General features: G+C 67.8%; 20 protein-coding genes. 9 read left to right on the top strand and 11 right to left on the bottom strand.

The window, feature by feature from the left end; translation table 11 throughout:
- Window positions 1–22 precede the first annotated feature (22 nt).
- Window positions 23–604, top strand: a complete 582-nt coding sequence (locus ACXIZN_RS07270; protein ID WP_457953202.1) for a DUF6000 family protein — start codon at window positions 23–25, stop codon at window positions 602–604.
- Here the strand turns inward: ACXIZN_RS07270 and ACXIZN_RS07265 are convergent.
- Entirely contained in the window at window positions 594–995 is a 402-nt protein-coding gene (locus ACXIZN_RS07265) for a winged helix-turn-helix transcriptional regulator (RefSeq protein WP_126734071.1), read from the bottom strand. The two genes, ACXIZN_RS07270 and ACXIZN_RS07265, sit on opposite strands and share 11 nt — an antisense overlap.
- 98 nt (window positions 996–1,093) lie before the next feature.
- Here ACXIZN_RS07265 and ACXIZN_RS07260 point away from each other — a divergent pair, with 98 nt between their 5' ends.
- Window positions 1,094–2,497 (top strand): MFS transporter, encoded by a 1,404-nt coding sequence (locus ACXIZN_RS07260; RefSeq protein WP_457953201.1) that lies wholly within the window; start codon window positions 1,094–1,096, stop codon window positions 2,495–2,497.
- Here the strand turns inward: ACXIZN_RS07260 and ACXIZN_RS07255 are convergent.
- Genes ACXIZN_RS07255 through ACXIZN_RS07240 form a run of 4 tightly spaced genes read right to left on the bottom strand, consistent with a single transcriptional unit; the run spans window position 2,476 to window position 4,918 of the window.
- Window positions 2,476–3,180, bottom strand: coding sequence for a carbon-nitrogen hydrolase family protein (locus tag ACXIZN_RS07255; protein ID WP_457953200.1), 705 nt, complete (start codon window positions 3,178–3,180; stop codon window positions 2,476–2,478). The two genes, ACXIZN_RS07260 and ACXIZN_RS07255, sit on opposite strands and share 22 nt — an antisense overlap.
- Window positions 3,181–3,189: 9 nt before the next feature.
- On the bottom strand, window positions 3,190–3,663 hold the full coding sequence (locus ACXIZN_RS07250) for an SRPBCC family protein (protein WP_457953199.1): 474 nt from the start codon (window positions 3,661–3,663) through the stop codon (window positions 3,190–3,192).
- Window positions 3,660–4,370: an anti-sigma factor family protein gene (locus ACXIZN_RS07245; protein WP_457953198.1), complete on the bottom strand. Its 711-nt coding sequence runs from the start codon at window positions 4,368–4,370 to the stop codon at window positions 3,660–3,662. Before ACXIZN_RS07245 ends, ACXIZN_RS07250 begins: the two co-directional genes overlap by 4 nt.
- Window positions 4,367–4,918: a sigma-70 family RNA polymerase sigma factor gene (locus tag ACXIZN_RS07240; protein WP_167373663.1), complete on the bottom strand. Its 552-nt coding sequence runs from the start codon at window positions 4,916–4,918 to the stop codon at window positions 4,367–4,369. Before ACXIZN_RS07240 ends, ACXIZN_RS07245 begins: the two co-directional genes overlap by 4 nt.
- 275 nt (window positions 4,919–5,193) lie before the next feature.
- Here ACXIZN_RS07240 and ACXIZN_RS07235 point away from each other — a divergent pair, with 275 nt between their 5' ends.
- Entirely contained in the window at window positions 5,194–5,817 is a 624-nt protein-coding gene (locus tag ACXIZN_RS07235; RefSeq protein WP_457953197.1) for a fibronectin type III domain-containing protein, read from the top strand.
- 25 nt (window positions 5,818–5,842) lie between these two features.
- Here ACXIZN_RS07235 and uvrA read toward each other — a convergent pair whose 3' ends face one another.
- Entirely contained in the window at window positions 5,843–8,698 is a 2,856-nt protein-coding gene (gene uvrA / locus ACXIZN_RS07230) for an excinuclease ABC subunit UvrA (RefSeq protein ID WP_192741640.1), read from the bottom strand.
- Between the two features lie 77 nt (window positions 8,699–8,775).
- Window positions 8,776–9,999 (bottom strand): acyltransferase family protein, encoded by a 1,224-nt coding sequence (locus tag ACXIZN_RS07225; RefSeq protein ID WP_457953196.1) that lies wholly within the window; start codon window positions 9,997–9,999, stop codon window positions 8,776–8,778.
- A 107-nt stretch (window positions 10,000–10,106) separates the two neighbouring features.
- Between ACXIZN_RS07225 and ACXIZN_RS07220 the strand changes: the two genes are divergently transcribed.
- Window positions 10,107–10,784 (top strand): MBL fold metallo-hydrolase, encoded by a 678-nt coding sequence (locus ACXIZN_RS07220; RefSeq protein WP_457953195.1) that lies wholly within the window; start codon window positions 10,107–10,109, stop codon window positions 10,782–10,784.
- Window positions 10,785–10,991: 207 nt separating this feature from the next.
- Here the strand turns inward: ACXIZN_RS07220 and ACXIZN_RS07215 are convergent, their stop codons facing one another.
- Genes ACXIZN_RS07215 through ACXIZN_RS07200 form a run of 4 tightly spaced genes read right to left on the bottom strand, consistent with a single transcriptional unit; the run spans window position 10,992 to window position 12,602 of the window.
- The gene (locus ACXIZN_RS07215) at window positions 10,992–11,372 is read right to left on the bottom strand and encodes a type II toxin-antitoxin system VapC family toxin (protein WP_192742427.1); all 381 of its coding nucleotides are present in this window, start codon (window positions 11,370–11,372) and stop codon (window positions 10,992–10,994) included.
- Between the two features lie 16 nt (window positions 11,373–11,388).
- On the bottom strand, window positions 11,389–11,667 hold the full coding sequence (locus ACXIZN_RS07210; RefSeq protein WP_457953194.1) for a type II toxin-antitoxin system Phd/YefM family antitoxin: 279 nt from the start codon (window positions 11,665–11,667) through the stop codon (window positions 11,389–11,391).
- Between the two features lie 33 nt (window positions 11,668–11,700).
- Window positions 11,701–12,045 carry a hypothetical protein gene (locus tag ACXIZN_RS07205; protein ID WP_457953193.1) on the bottom strand — a complete coding sequence of 115 codons (345 nt, stop codon included), beginning with the start codon at window positions 12,043–12,045 and terminating at the stop codon, window positions 11,701–11,703.
- An 11-nt stretch (window positions 12,046–12,056) separates the two neighbouring features.
- Window positions 12,057–12,602, bottom strand: a complete 546-nt coding sequence (locus ACXIZN_RS07200; protein WP_457953192.1) for a hypothetical protein — start codon at window positions 12,600–12,602, stop codon at window positions 12,057–12,059.
- Window positions 12,603–12,727: 125 nt separating this feature from the next.
- Between ACXIZN_RS07200 and ACXIZN_RS07195 the strand changes: the two genes are divergently transcribed.
- The 5 genes from ACXIZN_RS07195 to ACXIZN_RS07175 all read left to right on the top strand — a co-directional run bounded on the left by ACXIZN_RS07195 (window position 12,728) and on the right by ACXIZN_RS07175 (window position 19,023).
- Window positions 12,728–13,747: a DUF6734 family protein gene (locus ACXIZN_RS07195; protein WP_457953191.1), complete on the top strand. Its 1,020-nt coding sequence runs from the start codon at window positions 12,728–12,730 to the stop codon at window positions 13,745–13,747.
- A 76-nt stretch (window positions 13,748–13,823) separates the two neighbouring features.
- Window positions 13,824–14,309, top strand: coding sequence for an AMIN-like domain-containing (lipo)protein (locus tag ACXIZN_RS07190; RefSeq protein WP_457953190.1), 486 nt, complete (start codon window positions 13,824–13,826; stop codon window positions 14,307–14,309).
- A gap of 190 nt (window positions 14,310–14,499) precedes the next feature.
- Window positions 14,500–15,225: a HEAT repeat domain-containing protein gene (locus ACXIZN_RS07185; protein WP_457953189.1), complete on the top strand. Its 726-nt coding sequence runs from the start codon at window positions 14,500–14,502 to the stop codon at window positions 15,223–15,225.
- Window positions 15,226–15,261: 36 nt separating this feature from the next.
- A complete protein-coding gene (locus tag ACXIZN_RS07180) occupies window positions 15,262–15,948 on the top strand; it encodes a hypothetical protein (RefSeq protein ID WP_457953188.1) in 687 nt (228 codons plus the stop codon).
- Window positions 15,949–16,116: 168 nt separating this feature from the next.
- Entirely contained in the window at window positions 16,117–19,023 is a 2,907-nt protein-coding gene (locus ACXIZN_RS07175; protein WP_457953187.1) for a discoidin domain-containing protein, read from the top strand.
- The last annotated feature ends 32 nt before the right edge of the window (window positions 19,024–19,055 follow it).

The raw sequence follows: 19,055 nt of genomic DNA, 5'->3' as shown, positions 1-19,055 counted from the left end.
CTTTTCTGGGAAACTCACCGGCATGCCGGACGCCATCGACCGTTACGTGGTCTCGCGGTACTCGAAGCTGCTGCACGGCAACTTCGCCGGGATGATGAGCGACCCCGAACGCGAGGCCTTCCTGCGCGACCTCGTCGAGGACGCGCGGAGCATCACCGACGACGAACTCGAAGAGCTGCTCGCGGCGGACTGGCGGCCACGGATCACCGCGGCGTGGCTCGTCGGCGTCGACCGCCGCACCGCGTGGCGAGGCCGCATCCGGGAACTGTTCCTGGAAAGCGGCCTGGTCTTCGCCGGGCAGGGCTACTGTTTCGCGCTCGCCCGGTTCGGCACGATCGCCGACGCCGAGATCCTCGTGTCCTATCTGGACCACTACCTCGCGCAGCCGGACCTGCGCTACGACCAGGAATGGGCGCTCGCGGCCCTGCACCACATCGACGCCGACCTCACGACCGCGTACACGTCACGCTATCTGCGGCCGGACGGGCTGTGGGAAAGCTGGTCCGCGAAGAACGGCACGGATCTGCCGTTCCACAAGATGTACTTCGCCATGCTGTGCTCGCACGTCCAACGCGCCGTGCACGCGGCGGACGTCAGGCGCTGACCTTCTCGTCGTAGACGACGCGGGACGCGGCGATCGAGTCGCGGTGGCGCTCGGCCCAGCTCAGCAAACCGCTCAGCGACGCATAAAGTTCCTTCGCCATCGGCGTGGCCTCGTACTCCACCTTCGGCGGCACCGTCGGGTACACCGTGCGCACGAGCAGGCCGTCGCGTTCGAGGTTCCGCAATGTCAGCGTGAGCATCCGCCTGCTGATCCCCTCCACCGAGCGTTCGAGTTCGGTGAACCGCACCGGACCACGCGTGGCCTCCAACAGGATGCCGATCGCCCACTTGCCGCTGATCCGGTTGATCACCTCGAGCACGGTGCACACCTCGAGTTTTTCCGGATCGACCAGCCTGGCCTGCGCGGTCACATCGGTGTTCCCCTGGGACATGAAAGTGCCTCCTTCCGGCGAGGAACAGAGTCACACAAGATGGGCGCTGTTACAAGTGGTGCACCAAGGCATCACCTGGGGAATCTCGAAGGATCACCATGCGCGCTCTCACCCTCGCCGTCCTTTGCGCCGTCTCGCTGATGGTCGTCCTCGACGGCTCGATCGTCGCCGTCGCGCTGCCCGCGATCCAGAACGACCTCGGCTTCACGCCGTCCACCCTGGCCTGGGTGGTCAACGCCTACCTGATCGCCTTCGCCGGGCTGCTCCTGTTGTCCGGCAGGCTGGGCGACCTGATCGGGCGGAAACGCGTCTTCCTTGCCGGGCTCGGCCTGTTCACACTCGCCTCGCTGCTCTGCGGAATCGCGCAGGACCAGGCGCAGCTCATCGTGTTCCGCTTCCTGCAGGGCGCGGGCGGCGCGCTGGCGTCGGCCGTCGTGCTCGGCATGATCACCACGCTCTACCCGGAACCCCGGGCACGGGCGAAGGCCATCGGCGTCTACAGCTTCACCCAGGCCGCGGGCTCGTCGATCGGGCTCATCGCGGGCGGAACGCTCACGCAACTGCTCGACTGGCACTGGACGTTCTTCGTCAACCTGCCGATCGGCGCGATCGCGCTGGCACTGGCCGTCCGCCTGCTCGCCGACGACCGGGGCCCCGGCCTGCGCGGCGGCACCGACGCCACCGGCGCCGGGCTGGTCACCGGCGGGCTGATGCTGCTGGTCTACACGATCGTCAAGGCCGAGGAGTACACCTGGGCCGACGCCCGCACGCTCGGGCTGCTCGCGGTGTCGCTGCTTCTTCTCGCCGGCTTCGTGCTCCGGCAGGCGAAGGCCCGTCAGCCGCTGCTGCCGCTGCGGATCTTCCGGCTCCGCGCGGTGTCCGGGGCGAACGCCGTGATGGTGCTGATGGTCGCCGGGCTGTTCGGCTTCCAGTTCATCACCGCGCTCTATCTGCAGCGAGTGCTCGAACTCGACGCGTTGAGCACCGGGTTCGCCTTCCTGCCCGCACCGCTGGCGATCGCGGTGATGTCGCTGGTCTTCGCCGAACGGCTGAACCACCGCTTCGGGGCACGAGCGGTACTTGTCACCGGGCTTTCCCTGGTCACGCTGGCGCTCGGCTTCCTCGCCACCGTCGAGGCGGACGGTGACTACGCGACGGACGTTCTGCCCGCGCTCGTCCTGATGGGCATCGGGTTCGGCGCGGCGATGCCGGCACTGATGGGGCAGGCGATGTCCGGCGTCGCCCCCGCCGACGCCGGGGTCGCTTCGGGACTGATCAACACCACGCAGCAGATCGGCGCGGCCATGGGGACCGCCGTACTCGCGACCGCCGCCGCGTCCCGCACCGGCTCGCTCCTGGCCGAGGGCACCGCGATTCCCGAAGCCCTCACCAGCGGCTACCGGACGGCGTACGCGTTGAGCGCCGGACTGCTCGCTCTCGCCGTCTTCTCCGCGACGGTGTTCCTTCGCACCCGGAAGGTTCAGGAAACGATCGTCGCGTAGGCCCATTCGGAGACCTCGCCGCCGAGGCGTACCTCGGCGGCGCCTCCGGGTTTCCAGACCCCGCTGCCGCCGAACGCGACCATCCCGCCGGTCTTGCCGGAATACTGGGAAAGCACCACCCACATCCCGTATCCGGCCGCGACGCCCACCTGGTCGAGCAGCCGCTGTTCCTGGCCGGCACTGAAGAGCGCGCTGAGGACGTAGACCTCGGCACCCGCCTCGGCGAGCTCCCGCGCATGATCCGGATTCGCCGCGTCGAGACAGATCGCGAGGCCGAGACGCCTGCCACCGACCTCGGCGATCACCTGCCGCGTGCCCGGTTCGAACAGCTCTTCCTCGCTGTTGTGCAGGTTCCGTTTCGCATAGGTGGCAACGGTTTCCCCGGCCGGCCCGAGGACGATCGAGCCGATGAGCCGTCGTCCGTCCTCCACGAGCGGAAGGCCGATGACGGCATGGACACCACTGGCCCGGCAAGCTTCCCGGAGCGGTTCGAGGCGGGGATCCTCCGAGGACAGCCAGAGCGCCGGATCGGCGGCGAGCGCCTCGAATTCCAAGCCGGTCAGGGAAAGTTCGGGGAAGACGCAGAGATCGGCCTCCGCGATCCGGATCAGCCTCGCGTGTTCGGCGATGTTCGCGGAAGGATCCGCGGGGACGGTGAACGGCTGCACAGTGGCGACACGCATGGCGCGAGCCTATCCCGCGGACGCCCGCAGATACCCCCGTAATCCGTTGTGACCCCGCCGCATCATGAGCGCGTGGTTGATCCGGAACACCGGCCGCGCTATCCGATCGAGCTTGCGCAGCAACGGTTTCCGCGCCTCGACCTCCTGCGTGATCTCCAGCCTGGTGCCGGTCCCCACCGCCATCAGCGCGCCGGCCAGCGTTCCTTCGAGATCGCCGCTGAGCAGGACCCGCACCCGGCCCTCGCGCTCGTCCTGCCGGTCCCGGTGCATCCGTACGGTCAGCGCGTACGGCAGCCTGGACCGGCAGACGAGTTCGGCGGTGTCCTCGTCCACCTGGCTGACCGATCGGACGTCGCGCCACCACAGCGGATACGCGGCCAGGTCGACGACGGCGTCGAAAACCGCCTTGGGCGAGGCCGGAAGCAGCCACGTGTCGCGGAAACGGTACCAACCGCCTCCGCGACCCGCGAACGAATCCGTCATACGCGCGCCGACACCAGGTTCCGGCCGTCCATGGTCACGACGTCGACCGAGGCCACGTCGCCCGGGGCGACCAACGCGGAACCGTCGACACCGGTCCCCTCGCGCTGCCCCTTCTCCGAAACGAGCCAGCTGCCCGCGTTGACCCGCTCTCCGCTTTTGGTCACCACGATGAGCGAGCACTTCTCACCCTCGCGGACGCCGGTCGCCTTGGCGTGCAGGCGCACCCATCCCGCGGCCGGAACCACCCGTACCGCCACTTGCACTCCCGTGTCCCGGTTGGTGGCCGCGAGATCCCGGGTGCCGGGCACCGGGGCCGCCACCGTCGGCACCGGCAGCGCCACCGTCGCCGGTTCGGGGGATGTCTGCCGTCCGACCAGCACGCCCGCGCCCAGCGCCACGACGACCAGTACGGCGGCACCGGCCACGGCGAGGAGCCGCCGCGGCTTGCGCTCCTGAGTGCCTTCTTCTTCGCGAACCTGACGCAGCGTGCGCTGCAGCAGCAGGTCCCCGCCGTCGGGAGGTCCTTCGAGGAACGCCTCCGGCGGTACCTCGTCGAGGCGGTACCGCAGTTCCGACAGCTCGCGCACCTCGCGACGGCAGGTGGGGCAGTTCGCCAGATGTGTCTCGAACGTGGCCGCTTCCGCCGCGGTGAGCCCGCCGAGGACGTAGGCGGCGAGCTGGCCCTGGTCGTGTCCCACCGCACTCATCGCGCTACCTCCCTTCCAGGTCCCGCCATCACGGCTCTGAGCGCCCGTAACGCGTAATAAGATCTCGACTTAACGGTACCCGGGGCCACGCCGAGGGACTGTGCCGCTTCGGCCACCGTCCGGCCCCGGTAGTAGATCTCCACCAGCACCTCACGATGTTCCGTGGAAAGGCCGTCCATCGCCCCGAGCACGGCCATCGAGTCCACGACGCTCTGCGCGTGATCCCGCTCGACCGCCGGGGTGGGCACCCCTTCCTCCGGCTCCGCCACTTCCGGTGGCCGCGCCGCCCTGGCCCGCGCGCGGTCGGTGATGATGTTGCGGGCCACCGTGAGCAGCCAGCCCCGCACCGATCCCTTCGCGTCGTTCTCCAGGTCTTCGGCGTGCTTCCAGGCCCGGACCAGGGTCTCCTGCACGACATCCTCCGCGGCCGCGCGGTCCCCGGTCAGCCTCGTCGCGTACGCCAGCAGGCTTCGCCCGTGTTCGGCGTACAAGTGCCGGACCAAGTCCTCGCCTTTGGCCTTTTTGGGCCGCCAGCCTCCGATCGCCACTCGCGTCCTCCCGACGGTCTTCTGGGTCGGCGAGGACAGTACTGCAACCCGCAGGGGCAGAGTGGATCGTTCGGCGCGCGCCGCGATCGAACTGTGCATCGGCACCGGCCTCTCCTCGGTTCTCCATGTCCGCCTCCTCTTGCCTCCCACACGGACGGCACGGGGACGCGGTTCAACCGGGGCCTTGTCGATCACCGGACGCGCTCGTATGCTGACGCCTCCGGATTCCGCCGCCGCCTGATTCCCGGGAGGGTCTCGGCGTGCCAAGGAAACTCGTGGCCGTTCTGCTGGCGGTCGCCTTCGTGTCGGGATGCGGCGAGGAGCCCCGTTTCACCGCGACGCTGACGGATCCCGTGAACGTCGACCTGAGCTGGCCCGACGACGATCCGGCCGCCGCGGGGCGGGTCGTCGAGTACACCACCGATCCGCAGGGCGAATACACGATCCTGCAGTTCGTGCCGCCGCGGCAGACGACCTACCGGCATCCGGACCTGATGCCGGAAACACGGTTCTACTACCGGATCCGGCCGTTCTACGGCGCCGTTTCGGACGCCGTCACGGTTTCCGGCCGTGCCACTCCGGCCGCGGCCGGTCCCGCCGCGTCTCTGCGGACGGGTGATCGCAAGGCCGCTCCGGCCTCGTTCCGGGCCGAGCCCGCGCCGGAGGAGATGGTGCGGTTCGGCTGGACGGATCGCTCGACCGACGAAGACGGTTTCCTCGTGGAGATCAAGAAACCCGGCGCCGCCGAGTTCGTGCCGATCGAGGTCTCCGATCCGGGGACGACGTCGGCCGGGCTCGCCACGATGCCGGGCGAAGAAGGCGCCTCGTACCGGCTGCGCGCCTTCTACTACGGGCCCGCTTCTCCGGTGCTGGACCTCGTGAGCGGTAAGGACGGTTAGAACCGTCCTTACCACTCACGAGCCGCTATGCGAGAACGGTCTTCAAGAACTGCCCGGTGTAACTCTCCTCCACCGAAGCGACGTGCTCCGGCGTGCCCTCCGCGATCACGGTGCCACCGCCGGAACCACCCTCGGGACCCATGTCGATGATCCAGTCCGAGGTCTTGATGACGTCGAGGTTGTGCTCGATGACGATCACCGTGTTGCCCTTGTCCACCAGCCCGTTGATCACGCCGATCAGCTTGCTGATGTCCTCGAAGTGCAGACCCGTGGTCGGCTCGTCGAGGATGTAGACCGTCTTGCCGGTGGACCGCTTCTGCAGTTCGCTGGCGAGCTTGACGCGCTGCGCCTCACCGCCCGACAGCGTCGGCGCGGGCTGCCCGAGCCGGACGTAGCCGAGGCCGACGTCGACGAGGGTCGCCAGGTGCCGGTGGATCGCCTTGATCGGCTCGAAGAACTCGGCCGCCTCCTCGATCGGCATGTTCAGCACGTCGGAGACTGTCTTGCCCTTGTAGTGCACCTCGAGCGTCTCGCGGTTGTACCGGTCGCCCTTGCAGACCTCGCACGGGACGTAGACGTCCGGCAGGAAGTTCATCTCGATCTTGATCGTGCCGTCACCGGCGCAGGCCTCGCACCGGCCGCCCTTGACGTTGAACGAGAACCGGCCCTGCTGGTAGCCCCGCACCTTCGCCTCGGTGGTCGCGGCGAACAGCTTGCGCACGTGGTCCCACACGCCGGTGTACGTCGCCGGGTTGGACCGCGGGGTGCGGCCGATCGGCGACTGGTCGACACGGACCAGCTTGTCGACGTTGGCCAGCCCGTTCACGCGGGTGTGCCGGCCGGGGACCTGGCGGGCGCCGTTGAGCTTGTTCGCCAGCACGGTCGCGAGGATGTCGTTGACCAGCGTGGACTTCCCGGAACCCGAGACACCGGTGACCGACACGAGGCAGCCGAGCGGGAACGACACGTCGAGACCGCGCAGGTTGTGCTCGCGCGCGCCGACGACGGTCAGCTGCCGCTTCTTGTCGATCGGGCGCCGGATCGCCGGGACCTCGATCTTGGTGCGGCCCGACAGGTACGCGCCGGTGATCGATTCCTTGTTCCGCAGGATCTTCTTGTACGGTCCACTGTGGACGATGTGGCCACCGTGCTCACCGGCGCCGGGGCCGATGTCGACCACCCAGTCGCTGGAGCGGATGGTGTCCTCGTCGTGCTCGACGACGATCAGCGTGTTGCCGAGATCCCGCAGGCGGACCAGCGTCTCGATCAAGCGGTGGTTGTCGCGCTGGTGCAGCCCGATCGACGGCTCGTCCAGCACGTACAGCACGCCGACCAGACCGGAGCCGATCTGCGTGGCGAGCCGGATGCGCTGCGCCTCGCCGCCGGACAGCGTCCCGGAGGCGCGGTCGAGCGAGAGGTAGTTGAGGCCGACGTCGAGCAGGAAGCGCAGTCGCGCCTGGATCTCCTTGAGCACCGCGCCGGCGATCACCTGCTCGCGCTTGCCGAGCTCCAGTTCGTCGAGGAACTTCGACGCCTCCGCGATCGAAAGGGCGCAGACCTCGGCGATCGACCGGTCGCCCTGCGTCTTGTGCTCCAGGGTGACGGCGAGGATCTCCGGCTTGAGCCGCGTGCCCTGACAGGCCGGGCACGGCACCTCGCGCATGTAGCCCTCGTACCGCTCACGCATGTACTCGGACTCGGTCTGCTCCTGGCGCCGCTCGAGGAACGGGATGACACCCTCGAAGCTCGCGTAGTACGAACGCTGGCGGCCGTAGCGGTTCTTGTAGCGGACGTGGACCTGCTCGTCGACGCCGTGCAGGACGGCCTTCTGCACCTTCGCCGGCAGCTTGCGCCACGGCGTGTCCATGCGGAAGCCGATGGTCTCCGAAAGCGACTCCAGCAGGCGGATGAAGTAGTCCGCGCTCTGGCCGCCCGCCCACGGCGCGATGGCACCCTCGCCGAGGGACATCTCGTCGTCGGGGACCACGAGCTCCGGGTCGACCTCCTTGCGGACGCCGATACCGGTGCAGTCGGGGCAGGCGCCGTAGGGCGCGTTGAAGGAGAACGACCGCGGCTCGAGGTCTTCGATCGCGAGCGGGTGGCCGTTCGGGCAGGCCAGGTTCTCGGAGAACCCGCGTACGCGATGCGGGTCGTTCTCCGGGAGGTCGACGAACTCCAGCTCGATCAGGCCGTCGGCCAGCCGGAGCGCCGTCTCGACGGAGTCGGTGAGCCGCTGCCGCGAGCTGGTCTTCACCGAGAGCCTGTCGATGATGACGGCGATCTGGTGCTTTTCCTGCTTCTTCAGCTTCGGCGGGTCGGTGAGCGGGTGGACCGTCCCGTCGACCACGACACGCGCGTAGCCCTGCTGCTGCAGGTTCTCGAAGAGGTCGAGGTACTCGCCCTTGCGGCCGCGGACGACCGGAGCGAGCACCTGGAAGCGGGTGCCCTCCTCCATCGCGAGCACCTGGTCGACGATCTGCTGCGGGGTCTGCTTGCTGATCGCCTCGCCGCACTGCGGGCAGTGCGCCTTTCCGGCGCGGGCGTAGAGCAGGCGCAGGTAGTCGTAGACCTCGGTGATGGTGCCGACGGTCGAGCGCGGGTTGCGCGAGGTGGACTTCTGGTCGATCGACACCGCGGGCGAAAGGCCCTCGATGAAGTCGACGTCCGGCTTGTCCATCTGGCCGAGGAACTGGCGCGCGTACGCCGACAGCGACTCGACGTAGCGCCGCTGCCCTTCGGCGAAGATGGTGTCGAAGGCGAGGCTCGACTTCCCGGACCCGGACAGACCGGTGAACACGATCAGGCTGTCGCGGGGCAGGTCGAGATCCACACCGCGGAGGTTGTGCTCGCGGGCGCCGCGAACAACGAGGCGATCAGCCACGCCAGGGTCCCTTCAGGTTTCATTCTCAGCTGCGGTCGCCGTCCCGGTCGATAGCTGCACGGGCGGCCGCATCCATGCTACGAGGCACCACCGACAGAAATCGGTTCCGACTCTTTGACCTGCGGTTTTCCCGGCTTTTCGCGTCGATCCCGGCGAGCGGTGAGCCACCGGTGGACCGGTCGTTCAACGCCGGCGGTGATCGCCCAGCCCCCGAACACGGCGGCGGCCAGCACGATGGGGAGCCGCAGCCAACCGGGGACGCCGGCGTTCAGCAGGGCACGGGCCAGGATGTAACCGAGTTCCTGGTGCACCAGATAAAGACCATACGAGATGCCCGCGAGCCAGGTAACAGCCGGGGCGACCCTGGAGATGCCCGGCAGCCGCCAGTCCGGTCCGCGCGCGGCCAGGCACACCAGCAGAAGCATGATCGCGAACCCGATGGCCGAGGGCCAGCGCTCGGGATCGTTCGGCAGGGCCTGGTGGAACGGGAAGACCTGCAGGTCCTGCGCGGCGCAGGCGGCGAGCACGAACAACGCGACGTGCCAGTGCGCTAGACGTCGTTTCGACCACAGCCAGATCGCGATCCCGATGGCGAAGACGTGCACGCGGTGCAGGCCGAGGCCGTAGTAGAAGGTCTCCACGAGCTTCGGCGTGGAAACCGGGTCGAACACGACGAACCGAAGGAAAAGCGGCACCAGGATCAGCGCCCAGAGCAGCCCGACGGTGAGCCGGTGGGTGCGCCACCGGCGTGGCCAGAGCAGGGCGGCGGCGGTGAAGGCGGCGAGCTGGACCGGCAGCGTCCAGTAGGCGCCGTCGAGATAGTAGAAGAGCTCGTACCGCCAGCCCCATTCCTGGACCATGCCCAGGTTGGCGAGCAGATCGGCGCCGGTGGGGACGTACCAGGGCGACGGATCGGACGGCGGGCCCTGCGGCACGCCGAACAGGAATCCGGACAGTCCCGGCGGGAACGGCAAACCGCTGAACCGGATCGTCGCGTACCGGGCGACGACGTAGGTGACGGCCACCGCCACCAGGTACGCGGGCACCAGCCGCGCGACCCGGTTCCACAGCCACCGCCCGGGCCGCCCCTTGCGCAGGCTCGCGCACACGAAGAAGGCGGAAATCACCAGAAGGATGGCCGCGCCGAACTGAGCGGTCACCTGAAAGGGGTACCCCACCAGTTCGGGATGCAGAAGCGCCCCCTGATGGGTGACGTGCCCGAGCATGACCGCGAAGACGGCTACAACGCGAAGGACGTCCCAGCTGATCTTGCGCGAGGCGCGCGGCGAAGCGTCGGGCACGAGCGTCCTGTGGTTCGGCTGGCGGGGCGACGCGAGCCTACGTCCTGCACCTGTGCGCCGCCTGTGCGGGTGGAACCGATTGCAGGCGAACGACTACCGTATGCGGTGTGAACATCGTCGAGACCTACACCGGGCATGTCGACCCCGGCGGCGACGCCGCCCGTCGCACCCTGGACGCGCTCACCATCACGAAGCTGTCGGTCGGCCCGATGGACAACAACGCGTATCTGCTCGTCTGCCGCGCCGAGAACGAAGCGCTGCTGATCGACGCCGCGAACGACCCGGAGCGGATCTCCGACCTCATCGGCCACGGCCCCGACCGGCCCGCGCTGAAGACCGTCGTGACCACCCACCAGCACCAGGACCACTGGCAGGCCCTCGGCGCCGTCGCCGGCGCGAACGGCGCGAACACCGCCGCCCACCCGCTGGACGCCGAACCGCTGCCGATCCCGCCGGACTTCCTCGTCGAACACGGCGACACGGTGAAGGTCGGGCAGACCACCCTCGAGGTGATCCACCTGCGCGGCCACACCCCTGGCTCCATCGCGCTGCTGTACCGCGACCCGAACGGGCACCCGCACCTGTTCACCGGGGACTCGCTGTTCCCCGGCGGCGTCGGGAAGACGAACTCGCCGGAGGACTTCAAGTCGCTGCTGGACGATGTGTCTTCCCGCATCTTCGACGAACTGCCGGACGAGACGTGGTTCTACCCGGGGCATGGGGACGACTCGACGCTTGGTGAGCAGCGGGCGCACCTGGCGGAGTGGCGCGAACGCGGCTGGTGAGCTGAAAGCTGTTGCGAAACGGGGCTGCCTACCCAGTAGGTGGCCCCGTTCGGCATTTCGCTCCGGGGAAGTGCGGACTGCACCACGGCGAACAATCTGGATAACCTGCCGCTGGAAGTAATTCCAGCAACTTCTCACACCGAATTCCCGAAGTCGTGGAACTCGGCACATTTCCGAGGGCTTCCATGAAGAAGCCCTTGGCGACGCTCAGATGGCGACAACCTCGACCATGCTGTCCAACCCTTTGAAATCGTCTTCGTTGCGGGTGTAGAGCGGCAACTCCCGCGAGGACGCGATGGCGGCGATCATCAGGTCCATCCGCCGAGGGCGCGGGTCGCGGTTCGCCGCGAGAACCAGCGCCACCAGTGTCCCGTATCGGGCTGCCGCATCGCCGTCGAACGGCAAAGGGGCGAAGTCCACGATCGCGGCGCCGAGTTTCTCGGTGCGTGCCGCACGTACGGCCGGATCTTTGGCCATCGCCACACCTTGATGCAATTCAGCCATCGTGATCGCGGTGATCTCCGGCAAGCGAGGCAACGCCGAGGGGTCGAGAAGACCGAGGTCGATGTACGCGCAGGTGTCCAACACGCCCGTCTCGGGTCGCTCAGCCACGGCGCCGCTCCCACACATCGTCGGTGTCCACCCGGTCCTCAGAGCCGAAGAAGTCGTCGGCTTCCTGCCGGATCTGGGCCGCCTCGACCCGAGGCAACCCTCGGTGCCGCTGAACCAGTTCCTCCGCACTCAGACGGCGCCTACGAGAAAGAGGCCGGAGTTCTGCCACCTCAACGCCGTTGCGGGTGACGTGATACGTCTCCCCTGCCTCGACCGCATCCATGACGGCGGCGGAGTTGTTGCGAAACTCGCGCTGGGTGATCACCTTCATGACGAAGAGTGTAGCGACGCGTAGCACCTCAAGCTACACTGGCCCGAGAGCGGAACCGGCGGCCGGATCGTGGATCCAGCAAAGCTCCCCCGTCGCCGCCTCCTCCCCCAGCGCTTTGACCTCGCACGCCAGCCGCGAAAGAACGGCGGCCTTCGACCCCGGCCAAGCCACGAAGTCGCGATCCGCGCCCACCAGGTCGCCGGGGACCGCGCCCCGGTCCATCAAGTCACCGACCACCGAGAGCAGTACCGCGGTCTTCTCCGCGAACGTCGCACCTTCGCCCGCCTTCGCTCCCGCCACGGCGACCACGACCGAGAGCCCGACCCGGTCCTCTCGCGCGTAGTCGAGCAGCGACTCCAAGCCCACGTCACCGGCCATGTTCACTCCCCTCAGCGAAAAGCGATGCCGTACTGCTCCCGTGGACGGCAAGGCCCCGCGAACGTGTGCTCGACGACGCCGCGCCGGATCTCGAGCAGACGCCGATCGCCGGCGGGCGGCCGGACCACGCGCTCGCACTCGGTCTGCTCCGCGTACCACCAGCAGGCTTCGGGAACGCGGTCGTCGAACGTGATGCTGACGTTCAGCCCTCCGATCACCTTGCCCTCACCGTCGACGGCGCCGGGCGCGATCCCGTGATGGTCGACGTCGACATTGATCCACTGTCTCTCGCCGTCCAGATCGTCGTCGCAGACGAGGGAGACGAACTCGTGCCGTTCTCCTTTGCGCAACGGCTTCGGGAAGCGCAGCACCGAAGTCTCGGCGCGGCAGCCGATGATCGCTTTGACGGGGACCGAGTCCCGGAAGCCGTCGACGCCGTGTTCGCAGGCGATGACGGTTCGCACGGCCAGACGGCGATGGACCTGCCCTCGCCGCATTTCCACGTCCAGCAGCAGGCGTTCCAGGAACACGGGCTGCGTCCCCGCTCGTGACGACAAGAAACTCCTCCTGACCGTGAAAGATCAGAACCGGCGAAGGCTTTCACCGGTCGTCGCGCCCAAGGTGTACTAGTACACCACAAACGAGCGTAACGTTCGACCTCCCCGGCCCGAACCACAGCGCGATGCCGTACTACGGATACGACCCCGGCACCGCGGTCGCCATCGGCGGCCGGTTGCTCGCGCCCGGAATCCCCCGCCACGGCGGATACGGCGAGATCAGCGTGCCGGGTTGGCGCCCTCCGCCGGTCCGCGTGCTCCGTCCAGGTGACAGGGCCGCGCGGCCGATCCGCCGGGCGGTCTGGTCGTTCTGGAGCGTCCCGTACCGGCGCCGGCACGGAAGGCATTGGCCGAGCGACTTCTTCCACGCGTTGTCCTGGATCCTGTCGTTCCGGCTCGCGTCCCGCCTCTTCCCGACGACGGCGTTGGTGACCGACGGCTGGGGACACGATCTGCTCGTCGGGCGGCTACGGCTGCCCTTCGACGACATTTCCCTGACGCTCGACGGACTCGCCGGGCAGGACCCGTCCTGGTGGGCGCTCGGGAAGTTGCACGCGTACCGCGAGCAGCGCGAGCCGTTCCTGCACATCGACAACGACGTGTTCCTCTGGCCCGGATTCCCGGCGCGAGGGCTCGACGGCGAGGTCGTCGCCCAGAATCCCGAGCACGCACCGGCTTCCGATGCGGGCTACTACCGCCCGGCGGCCGCCGTCGCGGCGATCCGGAGCACGGGCGGCTTCCTGCCGAAGGAATTCAGCGACTACACCGGGGAAGCCGCGCTGTGCACCGGAATCGTCGGCGGCACGGCGATTTCCTTCCTCCGCCGCTACGCCGATCTCGCCATCCGCATGGTGGAGTCGGCGGAGAACCAGACGGCCTGGCGACGGCTCGCGCCACTAGAGGACTACAACCTCGTCGTCGAGCAGTACCTTCTCGGCGCACTCTGCTGGAGCGGCGGCACCACTGACGTCCAATGCGTCTTCGCCTCGCAGGACGACAGCTATCGCGAAGACGACCGGAGATTCACCCATCTCATCGCTTCCGCGAAAAGCGATCTCCGCTACATGCGCTGGCTAGCGAAGCAAGTGAGAAACCATTTCCCCGCCGACTTCGAGATCGTTAGACGCGAATTCGGCGATCGGTAACGATCGCGCGAAGAATACAACCTCCCAGCCCTGGAGGCGTCTCTCCGGAAACAACTCTCCGGCAGGAGGTCATCTCATGACCATCACCCTACGACGCGCGCTCGCCGCCACCGTCCTGATGCTGACCGGCGCCGTCGCCGCGGTCGTCCCGGCGTCCGCCGCGGCACCGCAGATCCCCGCCATGACCGGGATCCGCACCGGCCAGAACCCCGGCTTCGACCGGGTCGTGCTCGACCTGACCGCCGGTCCGGCTCCCGCCGTCCGGTACGACCTCGTCGACGAGTTGATCGCCGACGGTTCCGGCGAGATCGTCTGGCTGACCGGGGAATTCTTCGTCGCGGTCACCGCGCCGCCCGCCGCGGCACACGACGACGCCGGGAATCCGACCTATCCCGGACCGCAGAAGTTCCGGACCCGGAATCTGCGCAACGTCATGGCGGTCGCGGTCACCGGCGACTTCGAGGGCACCCTGTCCATCGGTCTCGGTGTCCGATCGAGGACCTCGGTCAGCGTCTTCACCCTGACCTCGCCGAACCGTGTCGTCATCGACGTCCGTCATTGATCACGAGCGGGAATCCGTGAAGGCTTTTCGGCGATCATCCCGTTTTCGGTGAGCAAAATCCTTTTCGGATTCCCGCGGTGAAAATCACGTTCTGCCCCAACGGGCGAATTTTCGGAAAATCAGGTATCTGCCGTCCGGGTTCGCGTTCCTTCCTTCCGTCAGCATCACTGCCGCTGCGAAGGAGAACCTCATGCCGACCCCACGCAATCCCGACACCCCGTCCTTGGGCCCGGGTGGCGACAATCTCGAAGCGGGCCCGGACAGTTCGGGCCTCGGAAGCTTTTCGGACAGCGAAATCGGCGAACTGGTCACCAAGGCCACCGAAACCATGGCCGCGTCCGGCGAGGACGCCGAGCGCAATTACCAGCGGAGCCTCGACCGGCTTCGCGAGCGCGCGGACGACGTCGTCCCGGCGCTCGGAGCGCAGTACGACGCCTTGTCCGAGGAGCAGTACCTGGAGCGTTGGGGCCTGGTCCAGCTGCTCACCGACCTGAGACACCCGGCCGCCGCTTCGGTGCTGGAAAACGTGCTGCGCCAGCCGATCCCGCCGGAGCGTTCAGACGACCCCGCCCACGGGATCAGCACCGTCGGCGAAGAGGTGATCATCCGCACCACCGCCGTGGAAGCGTTGGCGCGCTTGGCATCCGCCGGGGACAGCGCGGCCAAGGAGCTGCTGCTGCGCCAGGTCCGGCACGAGGTGTTCACGGTACGGCGCGCGGCGGTCCAGGCCATCGCGGAGACCGGGGACACCGAGCTCACCGGCCGGGTGCGCGAGGAGCTCAGCGGCACCGAGGACGAGCGCCTGCTGAACATCCGGCGGGTCGACGTCCGCGGGGTCCCCCAGGCCGTCGGCGGCCGGCACGTGAAGGACTCACGGGCCGACGACGTGCCGCCGCCGGAGCCCCCGCGCTCCTGAACCGAACCCATTCCTTCTACAGACAGGTGATCTCCGATGGCCACTTGCAGCTACACCGTGCCCGACAAGAACGTGACCGGGGACAATTTCTACGGCGCCTCGATCTGCAACCAGACCTACATCGACTATTTCTGGAACACCTACGGTTTCGCGGGCAACAAGGACTACTGGGACGACGGCTTCGGCTGGGAAGACGCGTGCAACACCGACAAGCCGCTCGCCCGGACGTTCAACGCGTGCTACCTGCTGACCTATTCGGCGCAGGACTACCAGAACGACGCCTATTCCGGGGCGATGCTGAACTGGGCCCGCCGGTACGTCCGCGACAACTGCGACGACCTCCGCTCGCTTTGCGGCGACGGCAGCGCCATCGCACGTTCGTTCAGCGGGGCGTTCGTCGACGACCGGATCGAGTTGTACCTCGGTTTCTGGTACTCCAAGGACGTTCCCGGCCGCGCCGAGACGCTGATCCACGAATCGCGGCACCAGGGCGGGAAGCCGCACAACGCGAACTTCCCGGCGGGTTCGGTGTTCGGCGCCGGCAAGAGCGGCGCCGACTCCACCTGGGACTACGAGGGCGCCTGGATGTACGGCGCGCTCTACCTGTGGTGGTTCTACGCCCAGGGTGCCCGCACGACGTCGGCATTGCGTGAACGTGCCCGCCAGCGCGGGAACCTCGTGATCGACAACGCCTTCGCGACCCACCCGGGCTTCAACATCTGAAGCACGACCGACACGGCCCTCTCGTACTGCAGACGAGGGGGCCCTGCCTTCAACGTCACGTAATACCTCTGATGACTTTAGCCATGTCCCGCTCATCGGGGCTTGACCACTGACATTTCTGCCGCAATCATCGGATCTCTCGGGAAACCACGCCTTGGATGAGAGCGGATGGTCATGAGAGTTCGAGCGCATCGCACCGCCTGGCTCGCCGTAGTTCTCGCCCTGCTGGCAAGCCTGCTCACCACGACGGCCGCGAGCGCGGAGGTGCACCATCCCCGGCAGAAGTGGTTGCGCGAAGCCACCGCCGGCCTCTTCCTCCATTGGGGCATGTTCACCGCACCACGTCATACCGATTGCGCGGCTTGGGAACGCGCCGTCACCGACGGCGGCTGGAGCGCGGACTACTGGGTGGACGAAGCCCGCAAGCTGGGCGCCTCCTACATCGTGCTCGCCACCTTCCACAGCAGGCTGGGCTACGCGCGGCCGTGGCCGTCTGCGATCCCGGGCAGCTGCTCCACGCGCCGCGACCTCCTCGGCGAACTCGTCGAAGCGGGCAATGCCAAAGGCGTCCGGACGATCCTCTACATGACCGACGATCCCCAGTGGCACAAGGAGACCGGTGTCGAATCACTGGATTCCGCCGCGTACTCCGCCTACAAGGGCAAGCAGGTCGACCTGACGACCCGCCCAGGCTTCGGTGAGTACAGCTACGACCTCTTCCACGAGGTCATGGACCGCTACGCGGACCTCTCCGGGTTCTGGATCGACAACGACAACGACTACTGGGAGAAGAACCGGCTCTACGAACAGATCCGCGAGAAACGGCCGTCCTGGTTGCTGAGCAACAACAACGAGGACACCCCGATCATGGACACCGTCAGCAACGAACAGAAGACCGGCATCACACCGCCGTACGACTATCCGCAGGCCGCCTTCACCCCGATGCCGAGGCTCACCGAGGCCGACTACAAGCTGCCGACCAACGGTGCCTGGTGGTACGACGGCACCGATCAGGCCGTCGACTTCCGGCTGTCCACCGGGCGCTACATCGCCAACGCGGGTTCGTCGATGAAGTCGCTGATGGCCGAGACCCCGATGGTGAACGGGAAGTTCCCGCCGCGGCAGGAGGCGTACAACAACTTCATGGCGAGCTGGGTGCCCCCGATCAAGTCCTCCCTGCAAGGCAAAGAGGGCGGCGGGTACATGTACGGCGGGATGCAGCCCGGGTTCTGGAATGACGGCGCGCACGGCGTCATCACCGTCGAGCCCGGCGCGGCGACGCAGTACCTCCACGTGGTCACGCGGCCGCGCACCGACCTGCTCCGCTTGCGCGACAACGGATACAAGGTGACCGGGGTCTCCGACCTGCGCACGGGCAAGCCGCTGCGTTTCAGTCAATCCGGCGGCTACCTGACCATTGTGGACATCAAGGACTGGGACCCGTACGACACGGTGTTCAAGGTGGAAACGGCCGGGCAACGGTACTTCCACGACTCCCGCACGATCAAGGCGACCGCTTCGTCCGCACGGGACGGCCATCCCGCGTCGAACCTGGTCGACGGGAACTTCGAGAACTACTGGGACGCCGACGGCAAGCAGCCGGTGTCGCTGACCCTGGACCTCGGCAGGCGGCGGACCGCCGCTTACCTCGCGGTGAACCAGCGCGAGATGTCGCCGACGCACGCGCGCGAGTCGTTCGGCAGGCCGGAGGACTCGGCGCGGATCAAGGACTATCGCGTCTACGTCAGTGACGACGGGCGGAACTGGGGTGAACCGGTCCGCACCGGCGCGATGCCGAGCGCCCGCGGCCTGCAGTTCATCGATTTCGGCGAGCGGCAGACCCGGTTCGTCAAACTCGAAGTGCTGAACACCTGGTCCGGGCCGCAGGCGAAACCCTTCTACAAGCAGTTGGCGATCGACGAGATCAAGGTGGCGTACGGCTACCCGAGTTCTGTGCTGGGCGCGCAGGTTCCGCTGGAGGCGGAGTCCTTCCGCAACGACCACGACGGCCGTGCCAAGCTCGGCCATTGCTCGTCCTGCTCCGGATCGTTCCAGGTCACCGGGCTCGGTGGCGGCCCGCGCAACTCGGTCACCTACCCGAATGTGACGGCCACCGAAACCGGAACCCACCGGCTTCAGCTCGACACGTTGGGCGGGCCCGCGACGTCGGTGGCGGTGAGTGTCAACGGCGGCGCCCCTGTCGAGACGGCGATCGACGCGGGAACGCCAGGAGTCGTGGCTTCGACGGCGGTTCCCGTCGACCTGAACGCCGGCGCCAACACGGTCAAGGTGTTCAGCAACGCCACTTCGGGGCCAGGCCTCGATCGGATCGCGATCGCTCCCCTGCCACCGCCGTCCTACACGCCGAAAACGACACTGACCGTCGAACCGGGCGGCCTCCAATGGCTCGCGCCGGGTCGGCAATCCCTTCAGGTGACCGCGAAGCTGCGGCTCGACGCCGACGACACGATCAAGCAGGTCCGTCTGGCGCCCGTGGTTCCGGCGGGCTGGACCTTGCAGGGAGCTCCGGCCACGACGGCGTCCATGCGGGTCGGGAACGAGCTCGAAGCCTCGTGGACGCTGGTCTCCCCCGAAGGTGTCACCGCGGCCGACGTCCCGGTCACCGCGTCGTTCGACCTGCTCGGCCGGGTTCAATCGGTGAGCAAACCCGTCCGCGTGAGCCCTCGTCCCGCGGACCGGGTCTTCATGCGGGAGGCCGAAGACTCGGCGAACGACGTCGGCGACGCGGGGATCACGAACTGCGGGGTGTGCTCGGGCGGGCAGAAGGTCCGCAATATCGGCGGCGACCCGGGTTCGTTCGTGCGGTTCGACGACGTCACCGTGCCCGAGACCAGGCGCTACACCCTCCACATCGATTTCACCGTCAACGGGCCGCGCTCGTACTTCGTCACGGTGAACGGCGGTACGCCGATCGAGGTGAAGGTCGACGGCGCCGGCAACAACACCCAGCTCACGACGTCTTTACCGGTCGAACTGAAGGCGGGGGCGAACACGATCACACTGCACAACGACCACGCGTCCGCCCCGGATCTCGATCGGCTGTCACTGGGGTGAGGTACCGGCTTGACCCTCTCCCCGGGAGAGGG

This window comes from Amycolatopsis sp. TRM77291 (genome assembly GCF_054166285.1).
This window is presented reverse-complemented; position numbering and strand designations above follow the sequence as displayed.